Genomic DNA, 19,207 nt, shown 5'->3' with positions numbered 1-19,207 from the left:
GAAACTAGGTCGGTTGCCATGCACGGGCAAATGATATTCCCGGATTCCATTTACGCGCTCTCCAGTGGGCGATTGCCGTCTGGCGTCGCGGTAGTGCGCCTTTCCGGACAGCACACCCGGGAGGCACTCATGACGATGACCGGATCTGTCCCGGAGCCTCGTTTCATGAGGTTCGGCGCCATCAGTGATGCGGACGGCAATCTTCTCGACAATGGCTTGACCGTTTTCTTCTCCGGCCCGACGAGCTTTACCGGCGAGGACAGCTGCGAGTTCCACTTGCACGGCGGCCGCGCGGTGGTTGCTGCGGTCCTCGAAGCCGTGGGCGCGGTTCCCGGATTCCGCCACGCCGAAGCGGGCGAATTCAGCCGCCGGGCATTCCTCAACGGCAAGATCGACCTGACCGGGGCCGAGGCGCTGTCGGACCTTGTGTCTTCCGAGACCGAGGCACAACGTCGCTTTGCTCTGACGAATGCCGGGGGAAAGCAGTCGGAACTTTATGCGGCCTGGCGCCGGCGCATCGTCCACGCTCGCGCAATGATCGAGGCCGAGCTCGATTTTTCCGACCAGGAAGACGTGCCGGGCTCGGTATCGGATCAAGTCTGGGCGGACATGCACAAAATGATCGGTGAGATGGAAACCCATATCGCTTCGTATCGTCGCGCCGAGATGATCAGGGACGGCTTCAAAGTGGTCATCCTGGGTGCGCCAAATGCCGGAAAATCTAGTCTTCTCAATAGCTTAGCGCGCCGTGAAGTGGCCATTGTCACTGACGAAGCCGGCACCACGCGCGATCTCGTCGAGGTCACGCTGGACCTCGATGGAATGAAAGTTATCGTCATCGACACGGCCGGCATCCGAGAGGCTGCGGGTAAGGTTGAGACCATCGGCATCGAGCGGGCGCTTGCTACAGCGGAAACGGCGGACCTTGTGCTTGAGATGCACGATCTCTCTGCCAGTGTGCGAGCGGAGCTGCCGATGCGTGGTGATGCGGCTAGCATCACAGTGGGGACGAAAAGTGATCTGATGGGCGGTGGAACTTCGGCGGTAGAGGATTTCCGAATCTCTACCAAGACAGGCGATGGGGTAGCGTCGCTATTGGCCGAGATCTCGCGTCGAGCAAAACAGGCTATCGGTGACATCGGTGAGGCCATGCCATCGCGCATTCGCCATATCGAACTGTTGACACGCAGCGCCTCCGCGTTGCGTGATGCGGTTCAGCATCAAGACAACCCACTCGAACTGCGCGCGGAAGATTTGCGCCGGTCGAGCGACAGCCTGGGACGCATCGCCGGCGCAGTCGATGTCGAGGATTTGCTGGACAGCATTTTTTCGACGTTCTGCGTGGGGAAATGATTCACGTGAAACACCGGGCGGATACGTCGATGATTCACGTGAAACAATATATCTGCCCCGGTATCCCATGTTTCACGTGAAACAATTCCTATTCCTTCGTGGGCGTTCTTGACTTCTCCGGCTGAAAGCCACATGTGTCGCCGAAATCGAACATTTCGGATTCTGCCATGTCGGACAACTATGATGTTGTCGTCATCGGGGGCGGGCACGCCGGTTGCGAAGCCGCATCCGCTGCCGCCCGCGCCGGTGCGAAAACCGCGCTCGTTACGCTGAGCTTCGACACGATCGGAGCAATGTCCTGCAACCCTGCGATCGGCGGGTTGGGGAAAGGCCATCTTGTGCGTGAAGTCGACGCGCTCGATGGGTTGATGGGTCGGGTGGCGGACGCCGCCGGTATTCAGTTCCGCCTGCTCAATCGCCGCAAGGGTCCGGCGGTCCGCGGTCCAAGGACGCAGGCCGACCGCAAGCTTTACAAGCAGGCGATGCAGGCGGCGATTGCGGCGCAGCGTAACCTAATGGTTGTCGCGGGTGAGGTCGTCGACCTGGACGTCGATGACGGGACGTTGACGGGTGTCCGTCTCGCCGACGGCAGGCGCCTCAAGTGCGGGGCTGCTGTCCTGACGACCGGAACATTTTTGCGCGGCCTCATTCATATTGGTGAGCGTAAGATCGTGGCGGGCCGGATGAATGAACAGGCCTCGATGGGGCTGTCCGAGACGATGAGCCGCGCCGGCTTCAGACTTGGCCGGCTCAAGACCGGAACGCCGCCGCGGCTGGATGGGCGCACCATCGACTGGGCTTCGCTCGACATGCAAGCGGCCGATGAAGATCCTGTACCGTTCTCACTGATGACCGACCGGATCGTCAACCCGCAGATCGAATGCGGCATTACGCGGACCACCGCAGCCACTCACGAAGTGATTCGGGAGAATTTGCACCGCTCCGCGATGTATTCAGGATCCATCGAAGGTGTCGGGCCGCGCTACTGTCCCTCGATCGAGGACAAGATCGTCAAGTTCGGCGACAGGGAAGGGCACCAGATATTCCTGGAGCCGGAAGGGCTGGACGACGATACGGTTTATCCCAACGGCATCTCGACGTCGCTGCCGGAAGACGTCCAGCTCCAGATCCTGAAAACGATCCCGGGCCTCGAAAATGCGGTGATGACGCAGCCGGGTTACGCGATCGAATACGATCATATCGATCCGCGTGAACTCGAGCCGACCTTGCAGACCCGCCGCGTAGCGGGGCTTTTCCTGGCCGGCCAGATCAACGGGACCACGGGTTACGAAGAAGCGGCGGCGCAAGGCATCGTGGCGGGCATCAATGCTGCGCTCAAGGCGTCGGGAACCAAGACCGTCGTGATTGGGCGCAGCGAGGGCTATATCGGGGTCATGCTGGACGACCTGGTCACACGCGGCATCAGCGAACCCTACCGCATGTTCACCTCGCGCGCCGAATTTCGCCTGTCGCTGCGGGCCGACAATGCCGACGACCGTCTCACCCCGTTGGGTATGGAGCTGGGCATCGTTTCCGTGGAACGGCGCAAGCGCTTTGATGACATGCGGGACAGGCTCGATGGAGCACGCCAGCTGGCGAAATCGCTGACTGTCACGCCGAATGAAGCGGCGCGCGCCGGGCTGGGAGTCAATCGCGATGGCGCCCGGCGTTCGGCTTACGAGTTGCTAGCCTATCCCGGCATGGACGTGGCCCGGCTTGTCCCACTCTGGCCGGAATTTGCGGCATTCGATGTCAAGACAATCGAGGCGTTGGAAACAGAGGCGCGTTATTCGGTCTATCTTGACCGTCAACAGGCTGATGTCGCCCAGATGCGCCGCGAAGAGACACGCCTTATCCCTGACGACCTCGATTTTTCGGCTGTTCCCGGCCTGTCGAATGAGCTCAAGCAGAAGATGCGGGACCGCCGGCCTCGTTCCGTTGCTGACGCACAGCGCATCGACGGCATGACGCCCGCCGCGCTGGCCATCATCGTCGCGCAGATCAGGCATATCGAGGATATCGATCGCCGCGGTGCCGCGTGACCGAAAGATCGCTGGAAACACTGGCCGCTGCAGCCGGGCCGGTTTCACGTGAAACATTCGAACGCCTTCTGGAGTTCGAACGCAATTTTCTCCGCTGGGCAGGCAAGATCAACCTGGCTGCGCCGTCGACTCTGAACGAGACCTGGAGCCGGCATATTCTCGACAGCGCGCAACTGGCGCGCCTGGCGCCGACCGAAAAGAACTGGCTCGACGTGGGATCGGGTGGCGGATTTCCCGGCGCGGTGATGGCGGTTCTCTTGATGGAGCGGCCGGGGGCCAGGATCGAGCTGGTTGAAAGCAACCGCAAGAAGGCGGCCTTCCTGCAGAGCGCGCTCGGCATGCTGAAAGCGCCGGCGCAGGTGCATGCCCGCCGGATCGATGATGCCTACAATCGTGTGAAAACTCCGGAAATAGTCACTGCGCGTGCTCTTGCGCCGCTGCCGGCTCTGCTCGGGCTGGTTTCGCCCTGGCTGGAAGCGGGCGCCCGCGGGCTCTTCCACAAAGGCCGGGATTACCGTTCTGAAATCGAAGAAAGCCTTCAACAGTGGCGCTTCGATCTGGTAGAACACCGAAGCATCGTTGATCCGGAGAGCGTCGTGCTTGAAATCCGCAACCTTCAGCGCCGCTAGAGCATTTTTGCGGTGGCTGAATGAATTTCGTTCCAAGGATTACAGCGAGTTCGAGACTGACGCGCGAGCATACAGACATGAAGCAAGGCCCACGCATCATCACCGTCGCCAACCAGAAGGGCGGAGTTGGCAAGACGACGACCGCGATCAATCTCGCGACCGCGCTTGCCGCCATCGGCGAGCGCGTGCTGATTGTCGACCTCGATCCGCAAGGCAACGCCAGCACCGGCCTCGGCATCGACAAGCAGGACCGCAAGGTTTCTTCCTATGATGTGCTGACCGGCGAACTCACCATCGGCGAGGCTGCTATCGCGACGGCGGTTCCCGGCCTCTCCATCGTTCCATCGACGCTCGACCTGCTCGGCGTCGAGATGGAAATCGCCTCGGCGCCCGACCGGGTGCTGCGCCTTCGCAATGCACTCAGCCGCAATACGGCGGAAGAGACCGGCTTTTCCTATGTGCTGATCGATTGTCCGCCGTCGCTCAATCTCCTCACCCTCAATTCCATGGCAGCCGCCGATTCCGTTCTCGTTCCGCTGCAATGCGAGTTTTTCGCGCTCGAAGGTCTCAGTCAGCTGCTGGAAACAGTTGAACAGGTGCGTCGGTCCATTAACCCTTCGCTAACCATTCAGGGCATCGTGCTGACAATGTTTGATCGTCGAAACAACCTAGCCAACCAGGTGGTCGAGGATGTGCGCGCTCACATGGGTGAAAAGGTCTACGAGACGATCATTCCGCGCAACGTGCGGGTGTCCGAAGCCCCGTCGCATGGGAAGCCCGCCATTCTCTATGACCTCGCCTGTGCCGGCAGCCAGGCCTATCTGCAACTCGCGTCCGAAGTCATTCGCCGCGAGCGGCGTCTGCAGGCCGCCTAATGATTTCGATAGCGTAACGATTTGGACAAACGATGAGCGACGACCTGTCAAAGAAAAGACTGGGCCGCGGCCTGGCCGCACTTATCGGCGAAATGGACAGGCCACCGACGCCGAGTCGCCAGCAGAGCGCGGACGGCCGCGTTCCCATCGAATTCGTGTCGCCCAATCCGCGAAACCCACGCCGGAATTTCGCTGAAGCCGACCTGACCGACCTTTCGCAGTCGATTCGCGAACACGGCATCGTCCAGCCTGTGGTGGTGAGGCCGGGCGCCAGAAGCGGCCACTATGAAATCATCGCCGGCGAGCGTCGCTGGCGCGCCGCGCAGCGCGCCGGGCTTACCGAATTGCCGGTCATCATCCGCGATGTCGACGATCGGGTGGCGCTTGAGCTGGCGATCATCGAAAACGTGCAGCGCGCCGACCTCAACCCTGTGGAAGAGGCGCTGGGCTACCAGCAATTGATGGATGAGCATCACTACACGCAGGCCGACCTCGGCCAGGTGATCGGCAAGAGCCGCAGCCATGTCGCAAACACCCTCCGGCTCCTGAAACTTCCCGAAGTGATCCGTGACATGCTGGTCAATGGCGACCTTTCGGCCGGGCATGCGCGCACGCTGGTCACCGTCGATGAACCGGCCGCGCTCGCAAAGCGCATCGTGGAGGAGGGGCTTTCCGTCCGCCAGGCCGAAGCGCTGGCGCAACTGCCTCCCGCCGAACAGAAGCGGCCCTCGAAGTCATCCACGCCGGCCGAAAAGGACCCCGACACGGTGGCGCTGGAAAAGCTGCTGTCGGATGTAACGGGAATGCGGGTCGCCATCAGCCATCGCGAGAAGGGCGGCGAGGTGAAGATCGCCTATCGCACGCTCGAGCAGCTGGATGAACTCTGCCGCCGGCTGAAGCAGTAGCAGCCTGAAACCCGGTCGGGGACGGTCACCGCTGGCGCAACATCGGATCGATGGCGCGCCGGCCCGTTCCGCTATCGTGCATCGAACACCAGGCAGCTTTCGCTGCCATGCGCGATCACCCGGCCCTTTCCGTCGATCAGCCTGCCTTCGCTGGTTGCCATGCGCGCGCCAGCATAAACCACGGTCGCCTCGCAGCGCACTTCGCCGGAATCGGCAAGCAGCGGCCGCACATAATTGATGGTCATTGCCGTCGTGGCATAGAGTTGGCCGGGCTTCAGCGTCGAATGGACCGCGCAGCCCATGGCGCTGTCGAGGATCGTGGCAATCCAGCCGCCATGCACCGTTCCCATCGGATTGAGGAATGAAAAATCCGGCTGGCCGGCGAATACGATGCGGCCCTCCTCGACCTCGACCAGGTGGATCAGCGTGGTCTGCGCAAAGGGCGGCGCCGGCAGGGTGCCGTTCATCACCATTTCGAGCGTCTCCTTGCCGGAAAGGCCGGCAAGCTTTTCACGGGGCAGCGGTTGAGGCTTCAATTGTCCGGCGGTGACGTTCATGACGGCTCCAATCTTGCAATTGTAAAATCGACGACGACGAGCGCCGTCAGGGGGCTTCGGCCAGGATGCCGCGCGCAGCGCGGCGCAGCAGCTTGAGGTCGTCTCGAATATCGGCGTCCTTTGCCGCGGGCAGCCGCTCAATGAAATCATCCTGCGCCTGGCGCCACAGCGGCAGGGCCTGCGCGATCATGGCGGCTCCCCTGTCGGTCAACCGATGGACCAGTCGGCGCCCATCGCCCTTTTCCGCCTCGACGAGCCCCGCGGCGATCAGGCGGTCGAGGTTGCGCGCCAGCGTCGACCGCTCCACGCCGACCATGTCGGCAAGTTCGGAAGCGGATTTGGCCAGCTCCATCGCTATAGTGCACAGGATGCTGAATTGGGTAACCTCCAGCCCGCTCGGTGCTAGATGCTGGTTGTAGGCGCGCGTCACCACATTGGCTGTACGGCGTGCCGAGCGTACCAAGCAGGTCGCGCCGATGAACTTCAGCTGGCCGGACAGATCGTCAGTCGGTTCGGAGGTCATGATTGTGTAAGTACAACATACCGGTGCGGCCTTGGCAACAGCATTTTCCTTCCAGACGAAGAGCCGGAGGCTACTGGCGTCTCATGCCTTGTCTGGGCTTGTCGATCCGAAAGCCTTCCGGCTGGCCTGACCATCTACCGAACTGGCGGCACATTGCTCAGCGGGCGAGCCATGCCGTATGGCGAACGGCATCATTCGCTTGTCGCGGGCTCGCATCGGCTGGGCGATGTGATCGGTGTGCGGTGCTCTATCGGCGGGATTTCTGCGATGGTGTTTCAGACAGCTTAGCCTTGACGTCGGAGACCGCAGCGGTTTCCTCGGTTCTCAAGCGGCCGAAAAGGCGGGTGAACTCTTCCGCGGGCAGGGCCCTAGCGTAGAGATACCCCTGGCCGATCTTGCAGCCAAGCGCCAGAAGTACCGCTTCCTGTTCCTTCGTCTCGACGCCTTCGGCGACGGCATCCAGTCCCATGGCGCGGGCCAGGCCGAGCAGCGCCTGCACGATTGCCGCATCGTAACGGTCGGCCAGGAGATCGCGCACGAAACCGCGGTCTATCTTGATCGTGGTCAGCGGAAACCGCTTCAGCATCGAAAGCGAGGCATGTCCGGTGCCGAAATCATCAAACGCGATCCGTACCCGCCGCTCGCGCAGACGTTCGAACGGCCGCAGCACATGGTCGTCATTGTGAAGCATCACGGTCTCGGTCACTTCGAGTTCCAACGCTTCCGGCGGCAGCGAGTAGCGTTTCAGCGTTTCCTCGACAACTTCCGCGAGATTGCCGGCATTCACCTGCGCGGCAAAGAGGTTGACCGACATGCGCAGCGCCGGCAGGCCGAGCGCACGCCATGCCGAAGCCTGCTTGCAGGCCTCGTCGATGATCCAGCACCCCACCTGCAGGGCCAGCGAATGCGATTCCAGGGCTTCCAGGAACTTGCCCGGCAAAAGCAGGCCACGGGTCGGATGGTTCCAACGCAGCAGCGCTTCCGCTCCGAGGATGGAGCCGCTCTCCATGTTCACCTGCGGCTGGTAGTGAAGGACAAGTTCTCCGTCGCTGACCGCACGCAAAAGCTCGTCGCGTATGGCGTGCCGCGCCGCTACCGCGCTGCGCATGGACGCCTCGAAAAGACGAAAGCTGTTGCCGCCGTGCTTGGCCTGGTAGAGGGCGAGGTCGGCGCTGGCGACCAGCTCTTCAGGGTCGTCGCCATGCATCGGGCCGATTGCGACGCCGATGCTGGCGCCCAGCTTCAAAAGATGATCTCCGATACTGAAGGCAGGGCCGAATGCGCCGAGCACCGTACGCGCCGCGGCTGAGGCTTTCAGCGGGTCGCCGATGCCCGGCATCAGCACGGCGAATTCGTCGCCGCCGAAGCGCGCGAACATCGCGTCGGCCTCAAGAGCGGCGGGGAGACGTACGGCCAGCGCCTGAAGAAGCGTGTCGCCGGTGGCGTGCCCGAGGCTGTCGTTGACCTTCTTGAAGCCGTCGAGATCGATCAGCAACACAGCCGCCTGTTCTCCTGCGGACAGGATCTCTTCCAGCCTGAGGTTGAACTGGAACCGGTTCGGCAACCCGGTAAGCGGATCGTGGTGAGCAAGCCGATGCAGCCGAGAGTCGCGTTGCCGCCGTTCCGAAATGTCGCGTACAACGGCGCCCATCATGGTGCCGGTATTTCCCTTCCAGGCAGAGAGCGACACCTCGATGGGGAATTCGGTGCCGTCGGCGCGCAGCGCCATCACCTCGATGCTCCTGCCTGCCAGTTTCGACGGAGCGCCCTCGCCTACCCGCGCCACGCCGGCGTGATGGGCGCCGCGCAGCCGTGGCGGGATGATCAGATCCAGCGTGTGTCCGAGCATTTCGGCACGCTCGTGACCGAACATGCGCTCTGAAGCCGCGTTGACGTAGGTGATGACGCCCGCGGCGTCGATGCACATCAGCGCCAGTTCGGTGTTTTCGGCGAAGCCGACCACATCGGGCTCGCGACCAGCACTGGAATGCCCACGGCGTTTGTTTCCGCGGGAGCGCGCGCGAGCGACTGGATCATGCATAGTGAAAAGTTCTCTCGATCCAACATGAAAGTCCCCGCAACATTACACCCTAGAGACAAATCATTAATAGCCGCTAAGTCCGGTCTAGCCGGGCCGTATTTGGGTGTCGATAAGTTGCCGCGGGTCCTTTCCCTTGACTCTTGCGGTCTTTTCCTGTCTAGGACTGCCAAATTCAGCGACGAGTATACACTCTGAGCAGCCGACCGGGACCCATTACGGTATAAATCGATCCTGGAGGCCAACACCCGGCAGCGCGATGCGCCCCCGGGTGCTTTTTGGTTTTGGGCTTTTGCTTGGACTGCCGGCGCGAACGCATTACCTCTCGGGCATCATCCGGATGCCAGGGGAAAAAGGGAAAGTGAATGTTCGAGAGCTTACAGGAACGCCTAGGCTCCATATTGAATGGCCTCACCGGCCGTGGCGCGCTGTCGGAGGCCGATGTCTCCGCGGCGCTGCGCGAGGTTCGCCGCGCCCTGCTCGAGGCCGACGTGGCGCTCGAAGTCGTGCGTTCCTTCACCGACAAGGTGCGCGCCAAGGCGGTTGGCGCCGCGGTGCTGAAGTCGATCAAGCCTGGCCAGATGGTCGTCAAGATCGTCCATGACGAACTCGTCGAAATGTTGGGCAGCGAGGGTGCTGCAATCGACCTCAACGCGCCGGCGCCGGTCGTCGTCATGATGGTCGGCCTGCAGGGCTCGGGCAAGACCACGACCACCGCCAAGATCGCCAAGCGGCTTGGCGAGCGCCAGAACAAGAAGATCCTGATGGCTTCGCTCGACACGCGGCGGCCCGCCGCGCAGGAGCAGCTTCGTCAGCTCGGCGAACAGGTCAAGGTCGCCACGCTGCCCATCGTCGCCGGCCAATCGCCGGTGGAGATCGCCCGCCGCGCCGTGCAGGCGGCAAAGCTCGGCGGCCATGACGTCGTCATCCTCGACACCGCCGGCCGCACCCACATCGACGAACCGCTGATGGCCGAGATGGCCGAGATCAAGCGCGTCTCGAACCCGCACGAAATCCTGCTTGTCGCCGATTCGCTGACCGGCCAGGACGCCGTCAACCTCGCCAAGAGCTTCGACGAGCGCGTTGGCATCACCGGCCTCATCCTCACCCGCATGGACGGCGACGGACGCGGAGGTGCGGCCCTTTCGATGCGCGCCGTTACCGGCAAGCCGGTCAAGATCATCGGCACCGGCGAAAAGATGGATGCGCTGGAGGAGTTTCATCCCAAGCGCATCGCCGACCGCATCCTCGGCATGGGCGACATCGTCAGCCTGGTCGAGCGCGCCGCCGAAACCATCGATGCCGAACAGGCCGCGGCGATGGCCAAAAAGATGCAGTCCGGCAAGTTCGATCTCAACGATCTCGCCGGTCAGCTCGGCCAGATGCAGAAGATGGGCGGCATGGGCGGCATCATGGGAATGATGCCGGGCATGGGCAAAATGAAGGACCAGATGGCCGCCGCCGGTCTCGACGACAAGATGTTCGGCCGCCAGCTCGCCATCATCTCGTCGATGACCAAGGCCGAGCGCGCGAACCCCGACATCCTCAAGCACAGCCGCAAGAAGCGCATCGCGGCCGGCTCCGGCACGGACGCCGCCGAGATCAACAAGCTTCTGAAGATGCACCGCCAGATGGCCGACATGATGAAAGCCATGGGCGGCAAGGGCAAGGGCGGCGGCCTGATGCGCAACATGATGGGCGGCCTCGCCTCCAAGATGGGTCTCGGCGGCATGATGCCCGGCCCAGGGGGATTTGGCGGCGGCATGCCCGACCTGTCGAAAATGGATCCCAAGCAGCTCGAAGCCCTGCAGAAGCAGGCTCAGGCGGCCGGTCTCGGTGGTGGCCTGCCGAAAGGCCTTCCTGGGCTTCCCGGCGCCGGTGGCTTGCCAGGCCTTCCAGGTGGCATGAAACTGCCGGGCGGCCTTCCTGGTCTTGGCGGCGGCTTGCCCGGTCTGCCGAAGAAGAAGTGAGACGAGCGATGACCGACAGCCCACAGGCCCAGCTCGCCGAATACCGCGCCTCGATCGACAACATCGATGCAGCACTTGTTCATATGCTCGCCGAACGGTTCCGCTGCACAAAGGCGGTTGGCGTGCTGAAGGCGACGCATGGCCTTCCGCCGGCCGATCCGTCGCGCGAGTCTCAGCAGATCGCCCGCCTTCGCCAGCTGGCCAAGGATGCGCATCTCGATCCCGATTTCGCCGAGAAATTCCTGAACTTCGTCATCAAGGAAGTCATCCGGCACCACGAGCAGATCGCCGCCAACGGCGTCGACCTGAAGAATTCGGCCGCCACGCGCGGCGAATAGAGAATACCGCAAACCCAAGACAACGAACCGAACTGCCTTTAGGAGAAAGAAAATGTCACTGAAAATTCGTCTGGCCCGCGCGGGCTCCAAGAAGCGTCCCTACTACCACATCGTCATCGCCGACGTCCGTTCGCCGCGCGATGGCCGCTTCATCGAGACCGTCGGCTCGTGGAACCCGCTGTTGCCCAAGGACGGCGAACGCGTGAAGGTCGACGCCGACCGGGTCAAGCATTGGCTCGGCCACGGCGCCCTGCCGACCGACCGCGTGCTGCGCTTCCTCGACGAGGCCGGCATCTCCAAGCGCGACGCCCGCTCCAATCCGAAGAAGGCTGAGCCGGGCAAGAAGGCCCAGGAGCGCGCCGCCGCCATCAAGAAGGCACAGGACGACGCTGCCGCCGCGATTGCCGCCGCCGCTGCCGCTCCTGCCGAGGAAGCCGCCGCTTCGTAAGCGGCCGTCGGTGCTTATTTCGGTCAACGGCGGGCTTCGGCCCGCCGTTTTCTTTTGTCGCGCATGCAGCGACTATGGTTCCAGGTCGAGGAAATCGTTGATCAGGCTTGCCGCCTTGTCGGGAAATTCCCAGAACATGTTGTGGCCGGCGCCGGAAAACACCTGGAACACCGCATCCGGATAGGCCTTTTCCAGCTTCTCCTGATGCGTGAGATCGAACAGCCCATCCTTTTCACCCCACAGGACCAGCACCGGGGCCTTCACCAGCGGCGCGATCGGCGTCAGGTCGTCGATGACCGTGCCCCACAGGACGCCGCGCCAGACATGGATCGGCACCGCGGCGCTCTCGGTGCGCTCGCGGGTCAAGAAGTCTTCGTCGACCGTGTTCGGATTGGCGTACCAGTCCTTCATGAACTGGCTTTCCGGGTCGATCGGCGCGGTAAGCGGCATGACATTGTCCCAAAGCCACGAGCCCGGCCCGCCGCCGATCGCCGTGGTGGAACTCACCAGCACCAGGTTCTTCACCTTGTCTGGGTGCTGGGCGGCGAGCAACTGTGCCGCCAGCGACCCCAGCGAATGGCCGATCACGTCGGCCTTGGCGATGCCCATCGCATCCAGGAACAGCGATGCATCGTCGGCAAAGTCCGTATAGGCGTAACAGCAATCCGGCGCATCGGACTTGCCGTGGCCGCGCAAGTCTATCGCCAGCAGGCGCCGCTTCTTCATGTAGGGCGCAACCAGAGACCATGAGCGGCTGTTGTCGGTGTAGCCGTGGATCAGCAGCGTCGGGCTTCCCTCGCTGTCGCCTATCTCGACATAGGCCAGCGAAATGCCGTTAGCCAGCTTCACCGTTTTCTTGGCGTCGGCCCACTCAGCTTGGGTGGGAACCGGAATCTCGGTGGCGCGGGCCGCAGGCGCGAGCTCGAGCCACAGGAGCGACAGCGCGAGCGCAGCCTTGCCGATCGATGAAATCATTCTTCTCTCCCATTCCCGGACAGCCAGCCCATCTTCCGCGAGCAGCTGGCATCGGGCAAGCCGCGCTCATCTCTTCTTCCAGGTGACCGGTTTGCTGAACGCGTCGGTGAACCTCACATCGCCCGTGGCGTCGATGGCTTCGGCCAGCGCCACGTCCATGGCTGTTTCCGTCACACGCACCAGCGCGAATCCGCCGAGATAGGCTGCCTTCGGCTTGAACAGGTCGAGGCCGTCTCTGGCGTAGATCATCGCCGTCTCGTGCTGGTGGCCGTGGAAGACGCCGATGACATTGTAGCCGGAGAGCGCCGCCACCATCGCTTGCCGCTGCGCGTCACTCCACCAGTGCGGCGGCCCGCTGCCATGGTCGTCGAAGGTGCTCGCCGCCGGGTCCCAACGTTCGATCGAAAACGTATCCCAGCCGTAATGCTGAAAGACGACGACCGGCCGGCCATCGCCGGCGTTGTCGGCCAGGTCCTGCTTCAGCCAGGGCAGATTGTCCGGCGCACCCTTATTTGTATCGCCTGCGAAACGATGCATCTGCACGAGATGCAAGCCGCCCCAGTTCCAGGAATAGCTGTCGGTTTCCACATCGTAGTTCGCCGCCGGCACCGGCGGCTTGAAGAAGACGCTTGGCCGGTGGTTGATCTCGACATAGTCGCGCAGTTCGCGGCGGTACCAGTCGACATGCGGCGGCGGCCCGTCCTGGTCGAGGTCGTGATTGCCAAGGCCGGTGTAGACCGGAAAGTGGACGCGCTCCGGCCCCACGCCCTGCTGGTAGCGATGGCTGAATTGCTGCAGTTGCGTTCCTTCGCTGGGCATGGCGATCTGGCCGCCGCCGTCGTCGGTCATGTCGCCGCCGATCACAAGGCCGAGCGGCGACCCGACCCGGCGCCCCGCGCCTGCCAGGCTGGTGGCCATACCGCCGATCGCGGCCGGCCAGGTTTGCCGGGTTATGTTGTTGAGGGCCGCGATATGGCGCAGCAGATTCGCATCCGTCTTGCCCTCCTGCTGGCAGTTCGGCGAAAGCCCGCGGCTCATGCGGCAGGCATGAATATCGCTGGCAAAGAGAAAGGTGGCGTCGATCGCTGGCCTCTTGCCGGCTTCCTGCGCCCACAGCGTCAAGGGATGGGCCATGGCAACGCCGCCAAGGCCAAGCAGCCCTGCGGTGAAATCGCGCCGCGAAAGAAATTCTGCCACCGGTCTGCTCCTCCGGCCCTTCCTGGAGCATTTTGCAGCCAGGTGGGATCACCTGGCGTCGCACAAATGCGGCTAAACAACGGACAGAGCGGAATGCCTGGTTCAGCCTGAATACATTCCGCTCTAACGCAAATCCGGCGTCAGGAGTAATAGAACTTCTCCGCCGCGATCATTGGCGGCGGTGTCTCGCCCAGCGCCTCGAACACGGAAATTTCGCAGACCCGGCACAGCCCGTCCAGCGCCAGATCGTTGGCCTGGGTGCCGAACGGATCTTCCAGCTCTTCCGAAAGCGCGTCGAGGCCGAAGAACGTGTAGGCGATCAATGCCGTGAACAGCGGTGTTGCCCAGCCGGCCGAAAAAGCCAGGCCGAAGGGCAAGAGAAGGCAGAAGATATAGGCGGTGCGCTGCAAGAGCAGCGTGTAGGCAAAAGGCAGCGGCGTGCCCATGATGCGCTCGCAACCGGCCTGCATGGCGGCGAGCTGGGAAAGCCGCTCGTCGAGGATGCGGAAATCCTGGGCTCCAATGCGCCACCGCGTTTCAATGCGCCGATCCGCTGGCCCATGCGGCGCAACAATGCGTCCGGCTGGTTGGATGCGGCAAGAATCGCATCCACATCATTGCCGACAAAAGCACGGGCCTCGCCGCGCGCATCGACCTTGCGCAGTTCGCCACGCAGGAAGTGGCAAAAAGCCAGGGAATCCATCAGCAGCGGCCGTAATTCGCCCCGGTCTGAGATCAGCGCGGAGGCGGCGCGCGACAGGTTGCGGATCTCGAAGACCAGCTGCCCCCAGAGCTTGCGGGCCTCCCACCAGCGGTCATAGGCTGCGTTGTTGCGGAACCCCATATAGACCGAGAGCGCCACGCCGAGCAGCGCGAACGGCGCCACGCCGGCATTGCCCAGATCGAGTTTCAGCACCTTCACCACGGCGACGACTGCCGCGCCGTAAAGCGCAAAGCCGAAGATCTGCGGCAGGATGCGGGGCACCACGGAGCCCCGCATGACGAAGAAGAGTTTCCAGAAACTGGGGCGCGGGCGAACGATCATCGGCAGGCTCGAATGCTTGTGTCGGAGGCCGCATCATAATGCGACTGTCGACGGTGTGTTCGCTGTCTTTCGCGACAAGACGGGCCGCTTTTCAGGAAATCGCGTGCGATGTGGCCGAGCGGTTCACGGCAAACCACCAACGTTGACGATTAGCGGCGGCGCCCCTCCCTTCGTCACCCCTAGCGAAGCAGGCCGAAGGCCGTCGCGAAGACCCGGAGATCCGTGACGGTCGCGAGATGCGGGAACGGTGCAGAACGCGCGCCTCTCCCTTCTCCCCTTGTGGGAGAAGGTGGCCGAGCCCGAGCTTTGCGAGGGCGAGGTCGGATGAGGGGTGCTGGGCGAAGCGCGACGCATCCAGGCTGGAAATACCCCTCATCCGCCTTCGCTCTCGCTCAGGCACCTTCTCCCACAAGGGGAGAAGGCCGGTTCCCCGCATTGTCAGCATCTGTCAGCAGTCTTTGTTTTTCTTTTTATCCACACCCCTTTGCCGCTCCCGCATAATGCAGCCATCGCCCTCACGGGAACCTGGTACGCACCGGGTATCAGGGAGGGCGACGGTGCCGGATCGGCAGCGCTGACGGTGGCGCTGCTGGGGCGAGGATGTCCCGAGATCCGGGCCCTGACCGAGGCTAGTTCGCGGGCCTAGAAACCCGCGCTCGCTTGCGGTAGGGCAAGCACACCGGCGGCGCCTGGGAGACCGGGCCTCGTATAAATTTGAAACGGCACGGTCCCAGGCGCCGCTTCCCACTTACCCACGACGCCTCGATTGCCGAAGCCAGGTCGAGAAAGCGAGTCGTGGGCAACAGGAAAGCCCAATGGCCAGACGCGAAACGGGGCGTGGCAACGGAGAAGCGCGGCCCTGATCTCCCCCCTTTGAGGGGAGATGGCTGCGAAGCAGCCAGAGGGGGGTTATCGGCAGTGCTCGGCGCAATCTTCACAACGATCAACAGAACGCCCGGCGCTGCAGCGGCAACCCCACCCGTCTGCTTCGCAGGGAGGAGGGAGATCGCCGCGATACCGGCGTCCTTCCAGCTTGGGTTCCTCGCCCCTGCGAAGCGGGAGGGTGGTTTGCGCAGCAAACCGGAGAGGGGGCTTTGCATGCCGGAGGGGAGCGAAGGAAACTGACTGCCACGCCTCCATCTCCCTTAAGGGTGGGGGCCGGCGCCTGGAGGTCAGCGGGCTGAAAACGTCACGCCAGAACGCGCCTCACCTGCTCGCCTCCTGGGAGAAAGGCACCGCGCTGTCGTCGGCCCGGTGCCGCGCCGCCCACGCTTCCAGCCAGTCCTTGCTCTGCATCTCCATCAAGCGCGACGCGGTGCGCTGGAATTCGAAGGTCTCGGTGCCGTGCTTTCCGCGATAGATCTCCTGCGGCGGCGCATCGGCGCTCATCACCAGGCGTTTCTGCTGGTCGTAAAGCGTATCGATCAGCAGGATCAGCCTCTTGGCCTCGTTGCGCCGGGCTTCGGCAAGCACCGGCACATGGTCGACGAAGATCGTGTCGTATCGCGCCGCGATCGCCAGGTAGTCGCGCGCCGCCAGCGGCTTTTCGCACAGATCGGCAAACCCGAAGCGCGCCGTGGGGCCTGCCGCCCGCGGCACCGCGACATGGCGACCTTTCACGGTCACCTCCGCGGGAGCCTCCGCAAAACCGTGGCTCGCCGCTTCCCAGGCCTCGTCCATCTTGCGGTCGGTATCGGAGCCGAGGGGCGTCATGTAGACTGGCAGGTTGTGCAGCCGCTCCAGCCGGTAGTCCCTGGCAGCATCCAGCGCCATGACGTCCGTTTGTCGCTTCAGAAGACCGACGAACGGCAGGAAGAGCTGGCGGTTCAGGCCGTCGCGGTAAAGATCGTCCGGCGCCACGTTGGAGGTGGCGACCAGCACCACGCCTTCGGAAAACAGCACGGAGAACAGCCGCGACAGCACCATCGCGTCGGCGATGTCGGTCACCGAAAACTCGTCGAAGCACAGCACCCACGCTTCCTCGGCCAAGGCCCTGGCGACAGGCGGGATCGGATCGTCTTCCCTGACCGTGCCGTTCTTCCGCGCCTGCCGGTGCTTCTGGATGCGGTCGTGCACATCCGCCATGAAGGCGTTGAAATGCACCCGCCGCTTGCGCCGCACCGGCACCAGCTCGAAATAGAGGTCCATCAGCATGGTCTTGCCGCGGCCGACCCCGCCGTGGATGTAGAGGCCCTTGATCGTCGTGGCGCTGTCGCGGCGCTTGCCGAACAGCCAGCCGAGCGCGCTCGACTTGGCAGCGAGCCGTTTGCTGGCGACCTCGACGATCAGCCGGTCGAGCGCCGCGGCGACGGCAAGCTGCGCCGGATCGCTGTCGATCTCGCCGAGTTCGACGAGATGACGGTAGCGCTGGGCAACGGAAGGATGTGTCTGAAGGCCGTCACGCAGGTGCATCGATCATTCTTCTGCGTGACGGTCCCGGTGCGGGAACAGGACGATTTAGCGGTTGAGCGAGATCGGCAGGCCGCTTTCGGTCTGGCCGTCGAACTTTTCCGGACCCGAGGAATAGAGACGCGCCAGCACCGCGCCGTTGGCGTCGTGCAGCGTCAGCTGCTTGCCGGCGACGTTCCACGACTTCACACCGTCGATAGGTGCGGGGCAGCGCAGCGGCCCGGCGCGGAAACCGGCGCCGAATTTGGTCTGCGGCGTCGCCACCTTGCAACTCTGGCCCGAAACCGAAGCGGTCCAGACGCCTGCGACGCCGCCCGCCGTGATGTCCGGCGCAGTGGCTGGAGGCGTGGTCATCGGCGCGGCGGCAGCCTGTTGCTGCGGCGCGGCGGGGAACTGCGAGGGGTCGGGCGTTGCCGGCGGCGGCAACTGGCTGCCGGTCACCTTGCCCGCAGGCGCTGCCGGCAGCGGTGCCGGCGTGTCGAGCGACGACATGCGATCGCTCTGGCACCCAGCCGCAGCCAGCGACAAAAGCGTCGCCGCCACAAGGCCAGTCTTCGAAAAAGCCATTCAAACCTCCTGCTGCGCAAAGCGCGCCGCCCCGCCAGTCCCGCCGCCATAAAAGTGGCTATATCCGCAGGATTTCAACTACGTGTGGTTAAAATAGGGTTTCCTCCAAAAATTTGTTGCAATTTGGCAACGCCTTCCCCGGCTTCGACGTTGAATCCGGCCTCCCTGCCGGGCAACACCATGGTCAATTCCTGCGTTCGGCACACTGCGACGCTGCCTAGCCGGGGCGCACCCCCTCCTCATTCTCCCAGGATGAGGCTAAGGAGCGATATCGATATGGTGGAATCGGTCGGAGTGACAGCATTGGCCGAAAGTGTCGCGCGAAGCAGACGGCCCTTGCGGCGCAATCCCTATTTCGACGGCCCCGAATCCGATCATTTCGATGGCCGTGTCTTCTTCAATCCCGACGGCAGGCTGCCTGGCCGCTTCATCGATCTGCTGAGATGGCAATTCGGCGGCGGCCGCGCCAAATGGCCGGCAAGCTGGCCGAGCCCGTTTCCACAAGCCGTACCGCAGGCCAGGGTTTCCGGGCCGGGACTGCGCATCACCATGGTCGGTCACGCCACCGTGCTGGTGCAATTTGCCGGGCTGAACATGTTGACCGACCCGGTGTGGTCCAACCGCGTCTCGCCGCTTTCTTTCGTCGGACCGAAGCGCGTCAATGCTCCCGGCATCGATTTCGATTCCTTGCCGTCCATCGACGCCGTGCTGCTCAGTCACAATCATTACGATCATCTCGACCTCGCGACGCTCAGTTGCCTGAAGCAAACCCACGATCCGCTGGTGGTGACGCCGCTTGGCAACGACACGATCATCCGCGCCGCCATCCCCGACATGCGCATTTGTGTCAGCGATTGGGGCGACACGGTCGAACTTGCCGCGAACACGGTCGTCCATATCGAGCCGGCGCATCACTGGTCGGCACGTGGGACCCGCGACCGCCGCATGGCGCTCTGGTGCGGATTCGTGATCGAGGCAGCTGCCGGAAAAATCTATTTCGCTGGCGATACCGGCTTCCACGCCGGCATCAACTACCGGCTGATGGCCCGGAAGCATCGAGGCTTCCGCCTCGCCATCCTGCCGATCGGGGCCTACGAGCCCCGGTGGTTCATGGAAAGCCAGCACCAGAACCCCGACGAAGCAGTGCGCGGCATGCAGCTTTGCCACGCCGAACATGCCGTCGGCTGCCATTGGGGCACGTTCCAGCTCACCAACGAACCCATAGACGAACCGCGCGAAAAGCTTTTCGAAGCGCTCGGCGCCCACGGCGTGCCGCGAAATCGATTCCGGCCCATGCTGCCCGGCGAGGTCTGGGACATACCGGGCGGTTGAACGC

General features: G+C 63.3%; 16 protein-coding genes and 1 pseudogene. 9 read left to right on the top strand and 8 right to left on the bottom strand.

All coding sequences use genetic code 11. The features are described 5' to 3' along the window. Positions 1-30: 30 nt before the first annotated feature. The 5 genes from mnmE to F3H98_RS09370 all read left to right on the top strand — a co-directional run bounded on the left by mnmE (position 31) and on the right by F3H98_RS09370 (position 5,804). Positions 31-1,353 (top strand): tRNA uridine-5-carboxymethylaminomethyl(34) synthesis GTPase MnmE, encoded by a 1,323-nt coding sequence (gene mnmE / locus F3H98_RS09390; RefSeq protein ID WP_149760036.1) that lies wholly within the window; start codon positions 31-33, stop codon positions 1,351-1,353. 167 nt (positions 1,354-1,520) lie between these two features. Then, on the top strand, positions 1,521-3,395 hold the full coding sequence (mnmG, locus tag F3H98_RS09385; RefSeq protein ID WP_149759878.1) for a tRNA uridine-5-carboxymethylaminomethyl(34) synthesis enzyme MnmG: 1,875 nt from the start codon (positions 1,521-1,523) through the stop codon (positions 3,393-3,395). Next, a complete protein-coding gene (gene rsmG / locus F3H98_RS09380; protein WP_149759877.1) occupies positions 3,392-4,024 on the top strand; it encodes a 16S rRNA (guanine(527)-N(7))-methyltransferase RsmG in 633 nt (210 codons plus the stop codon). The genes mnmG and rsmG overlap by 4 nt, the downstream gene beginning before the upstream one ends. Before the next feature lie 77 nt (positions 4,025-4,101). Beyond that, a complete protein-coding gene (locus F3H98_RS09375) occupies positions 4,102-4,899 on the top strand; it encodes a ParA family protein (RefSeq protein ID WP_149759876.1) in 798 nt (265 codons plus the stop codon). A 32-nt stretch (positions 4,900-4,931) separates the two neighbouring features. Continuing rightward, entirely contained in the window at positions 4,932-5,804 is an 873-nt protein-coding gene (locus tag F3H98_RS09370) for a ParB/RepB/Spo0J family partition protein (protein ID WP_149759875.1), read from the top strand. Positions 5,805-5,875: 71 nt separating this feature from the next. On the opposite strand, the gene F3H98_RS09365 is transcribed toward F3H98_RS09370, so the two are convergent. The 3 genes from F3H98_RS09365 to F3H98_RS09355 all read right to left on the bottom strand — a co-directional run bounded on the left by F3H98_RS09365 (position 5,876) and on the right by F3H98_RS09355 (position 8,847). Then, complete coding sequence (locus F3H98_RS09365) at positions 5,876-6,361, bottom strand: PaaI family thioesterase (protein ID WP_149759874.1); 486 nt, start codon at positions 6,359-6,361, stop codon at positions 5,876-5,878. Between the two features lie 46 nt (positions 6,362-6,407). Then, entirely contained in the window at positions 6,408-6,884 is a 477-nt protein-coding gene (locus F3H98_RS09360; RefSeq protein WP_149759873.1) for a MarR family winged helix-turn-helix transcriptional regulator, read from the bottom strand. A 247-nt stretch (positions 6,885-7,131) separates the two neighbouring features. Then, positions 7,132-8,847 carry a putative bifunctional diguanylate cyclase/phosphodiesterase gene (locus F3H98_RS09355; RefSeq protein ID WP_149759872.1) on the bottom strand — a complete coding sequence of 572 codons (1,716 nt, stop codon included), beginning with the start codon at positions 8,845-8,847 and terminating at the stop codon, positions 7,132-7,134. Between the two features lie 440 nt (positions 8,848-9,287). On the opposite strand from F3H98_RS09355, the gene ffh reads away from it, so the two are divergent. From ffh to rpsP, 3 genes are read left to right on the top strand one after another with little or no spacing between them, the layout of a single operon-like run. Further along, positions 9,288-10,892 (top strand): signal recognition particle protein, encoded by a 1,605-nt coding sequence (ffh, locus tag F3H98_RS09350; RefSeq protein ID WP_149759871.1) that lies wholly within the window; start codon positions 9,288-9,290, stop codon positions 10,890-10,892. An 8-nt stretch (positions 10,893-10,900) separates the two neighbouring features. Continuing rightward, on the top strand, positions 10,901-11,230 hold the full coding sequence (locus tag F3H98_RS09345) for a chorismate mutase (RefSeq protein WP_149759870.1): 330 nt from the start codon (positions 10,901-10,903) through the stop codon (positions 11,228-11,230). A 52-nt stretch (positions 11,231-11,282) separates the two neighbouring features. Beyond that, complete coding sequence (gene rpsP / locus F3H98_RS09340; protein ID WP_149759869.1) at positions 11,283-11,678, top strand: 30S ribosomal protein S16; 396 nt, start codon at positions 11,283-11,285, stop codon at positions 11,676-11,678. A gap of 72 nt (positions 11,679-11,750) precedes the next feature. Here rpsP and F3H98_RS09335 read toward each other — a convergent pair whose 3' ends face one another. From F3H98_RS09335 to F3H98_RS09315, 5 genes and pseudogenes are all read right to left on the bottom strand, one after another. Further along, positions 11,751-12,653 (bottom strand): alpha/beta fold hydrolase, encoded by a 903-nt coding sequence (locus F3H98_RS09335; RefSeq protein ID WP_149759868.1) that lies wholly within the window; start codon positions 12,651-12,653, stop codon positions 11,751-11,753. 66 nt (positions 12,654-12,719) lie between these two features. Continuing rightward, positions 12,720-13,850 (bottom strand): metallophosphoesterase, encoded by a 1,131-nt coding sequence (locus F3H98_RS09330; protein ID WP_425294825.1) that lies wholly within the window; start codon positions 13,848-13,850, stop codon positions 12,720-12,722. A gap of 140 nt (positions 13,851-13,990) precedes the next feature. Next, a pseudogene (locus F3H98_RS09325) lies at positions 13,991-14,850 on the bottom strand (bestrophin family protein). A 1,251-nt stretch (positions 14,851-16,101) separates the two neighbouring features. After that, positions 16,102-17,307, bottom strand: coding sequence for a cell division protein ZapE (gene zapE, locus F3H98_RS09320; protein ID WP_149759867.1), 1,206 nt, complete (start codon positions 17,305-17,307; stop codon positions 16,102-16,104). 45 nt (positions 17,308-17,352) lie between these two features. Continuing rightward, complete coding sequence (locus tag F3H98_RS09315; RefSeq protein WP_149759866.1) at positions 17,353-17,871, bottom strand: AprI/Inh family metalloprotease inhibitor; 519 nt, start codon at positions 17,869-17,871, stop codon at positions 17,353-17,355. A 276-nt stretch (positions 17,872-18,147) separates the two neighbouring features. Here F3H98_RS09315 and F3H98_RS09310 point away from each other — a divergent pair, with 276 nt between their 5' ends. Further along, positions 18,148-19,203, top strand: a complete 1,056-nt coding sequence (locus F3H98_RS09310) for an MBL fold metallo-hydrolase (RefSeq protein WP_149759865.1) — start codon at positions 18,148-18,150, stop codon at positions 19,201-19,203. Positions 19,204-19,207: the final 4 nt, after the last annotated feature.

Source organism: Neomesorhizobium albiziae (genome assembly GCF_900114255.1).
Taxonomy (GTDB): domain Bacteria; phylum Pseudomonadota; class Alphaproteobacteria; order Rhizobiales; family Rhizobiaceae; genus Neomesorhizobium; species Neomesorhizobium albiziae.
This window is presented reverse-complemented; position numbering and strand designations above follow the sequence as displayed.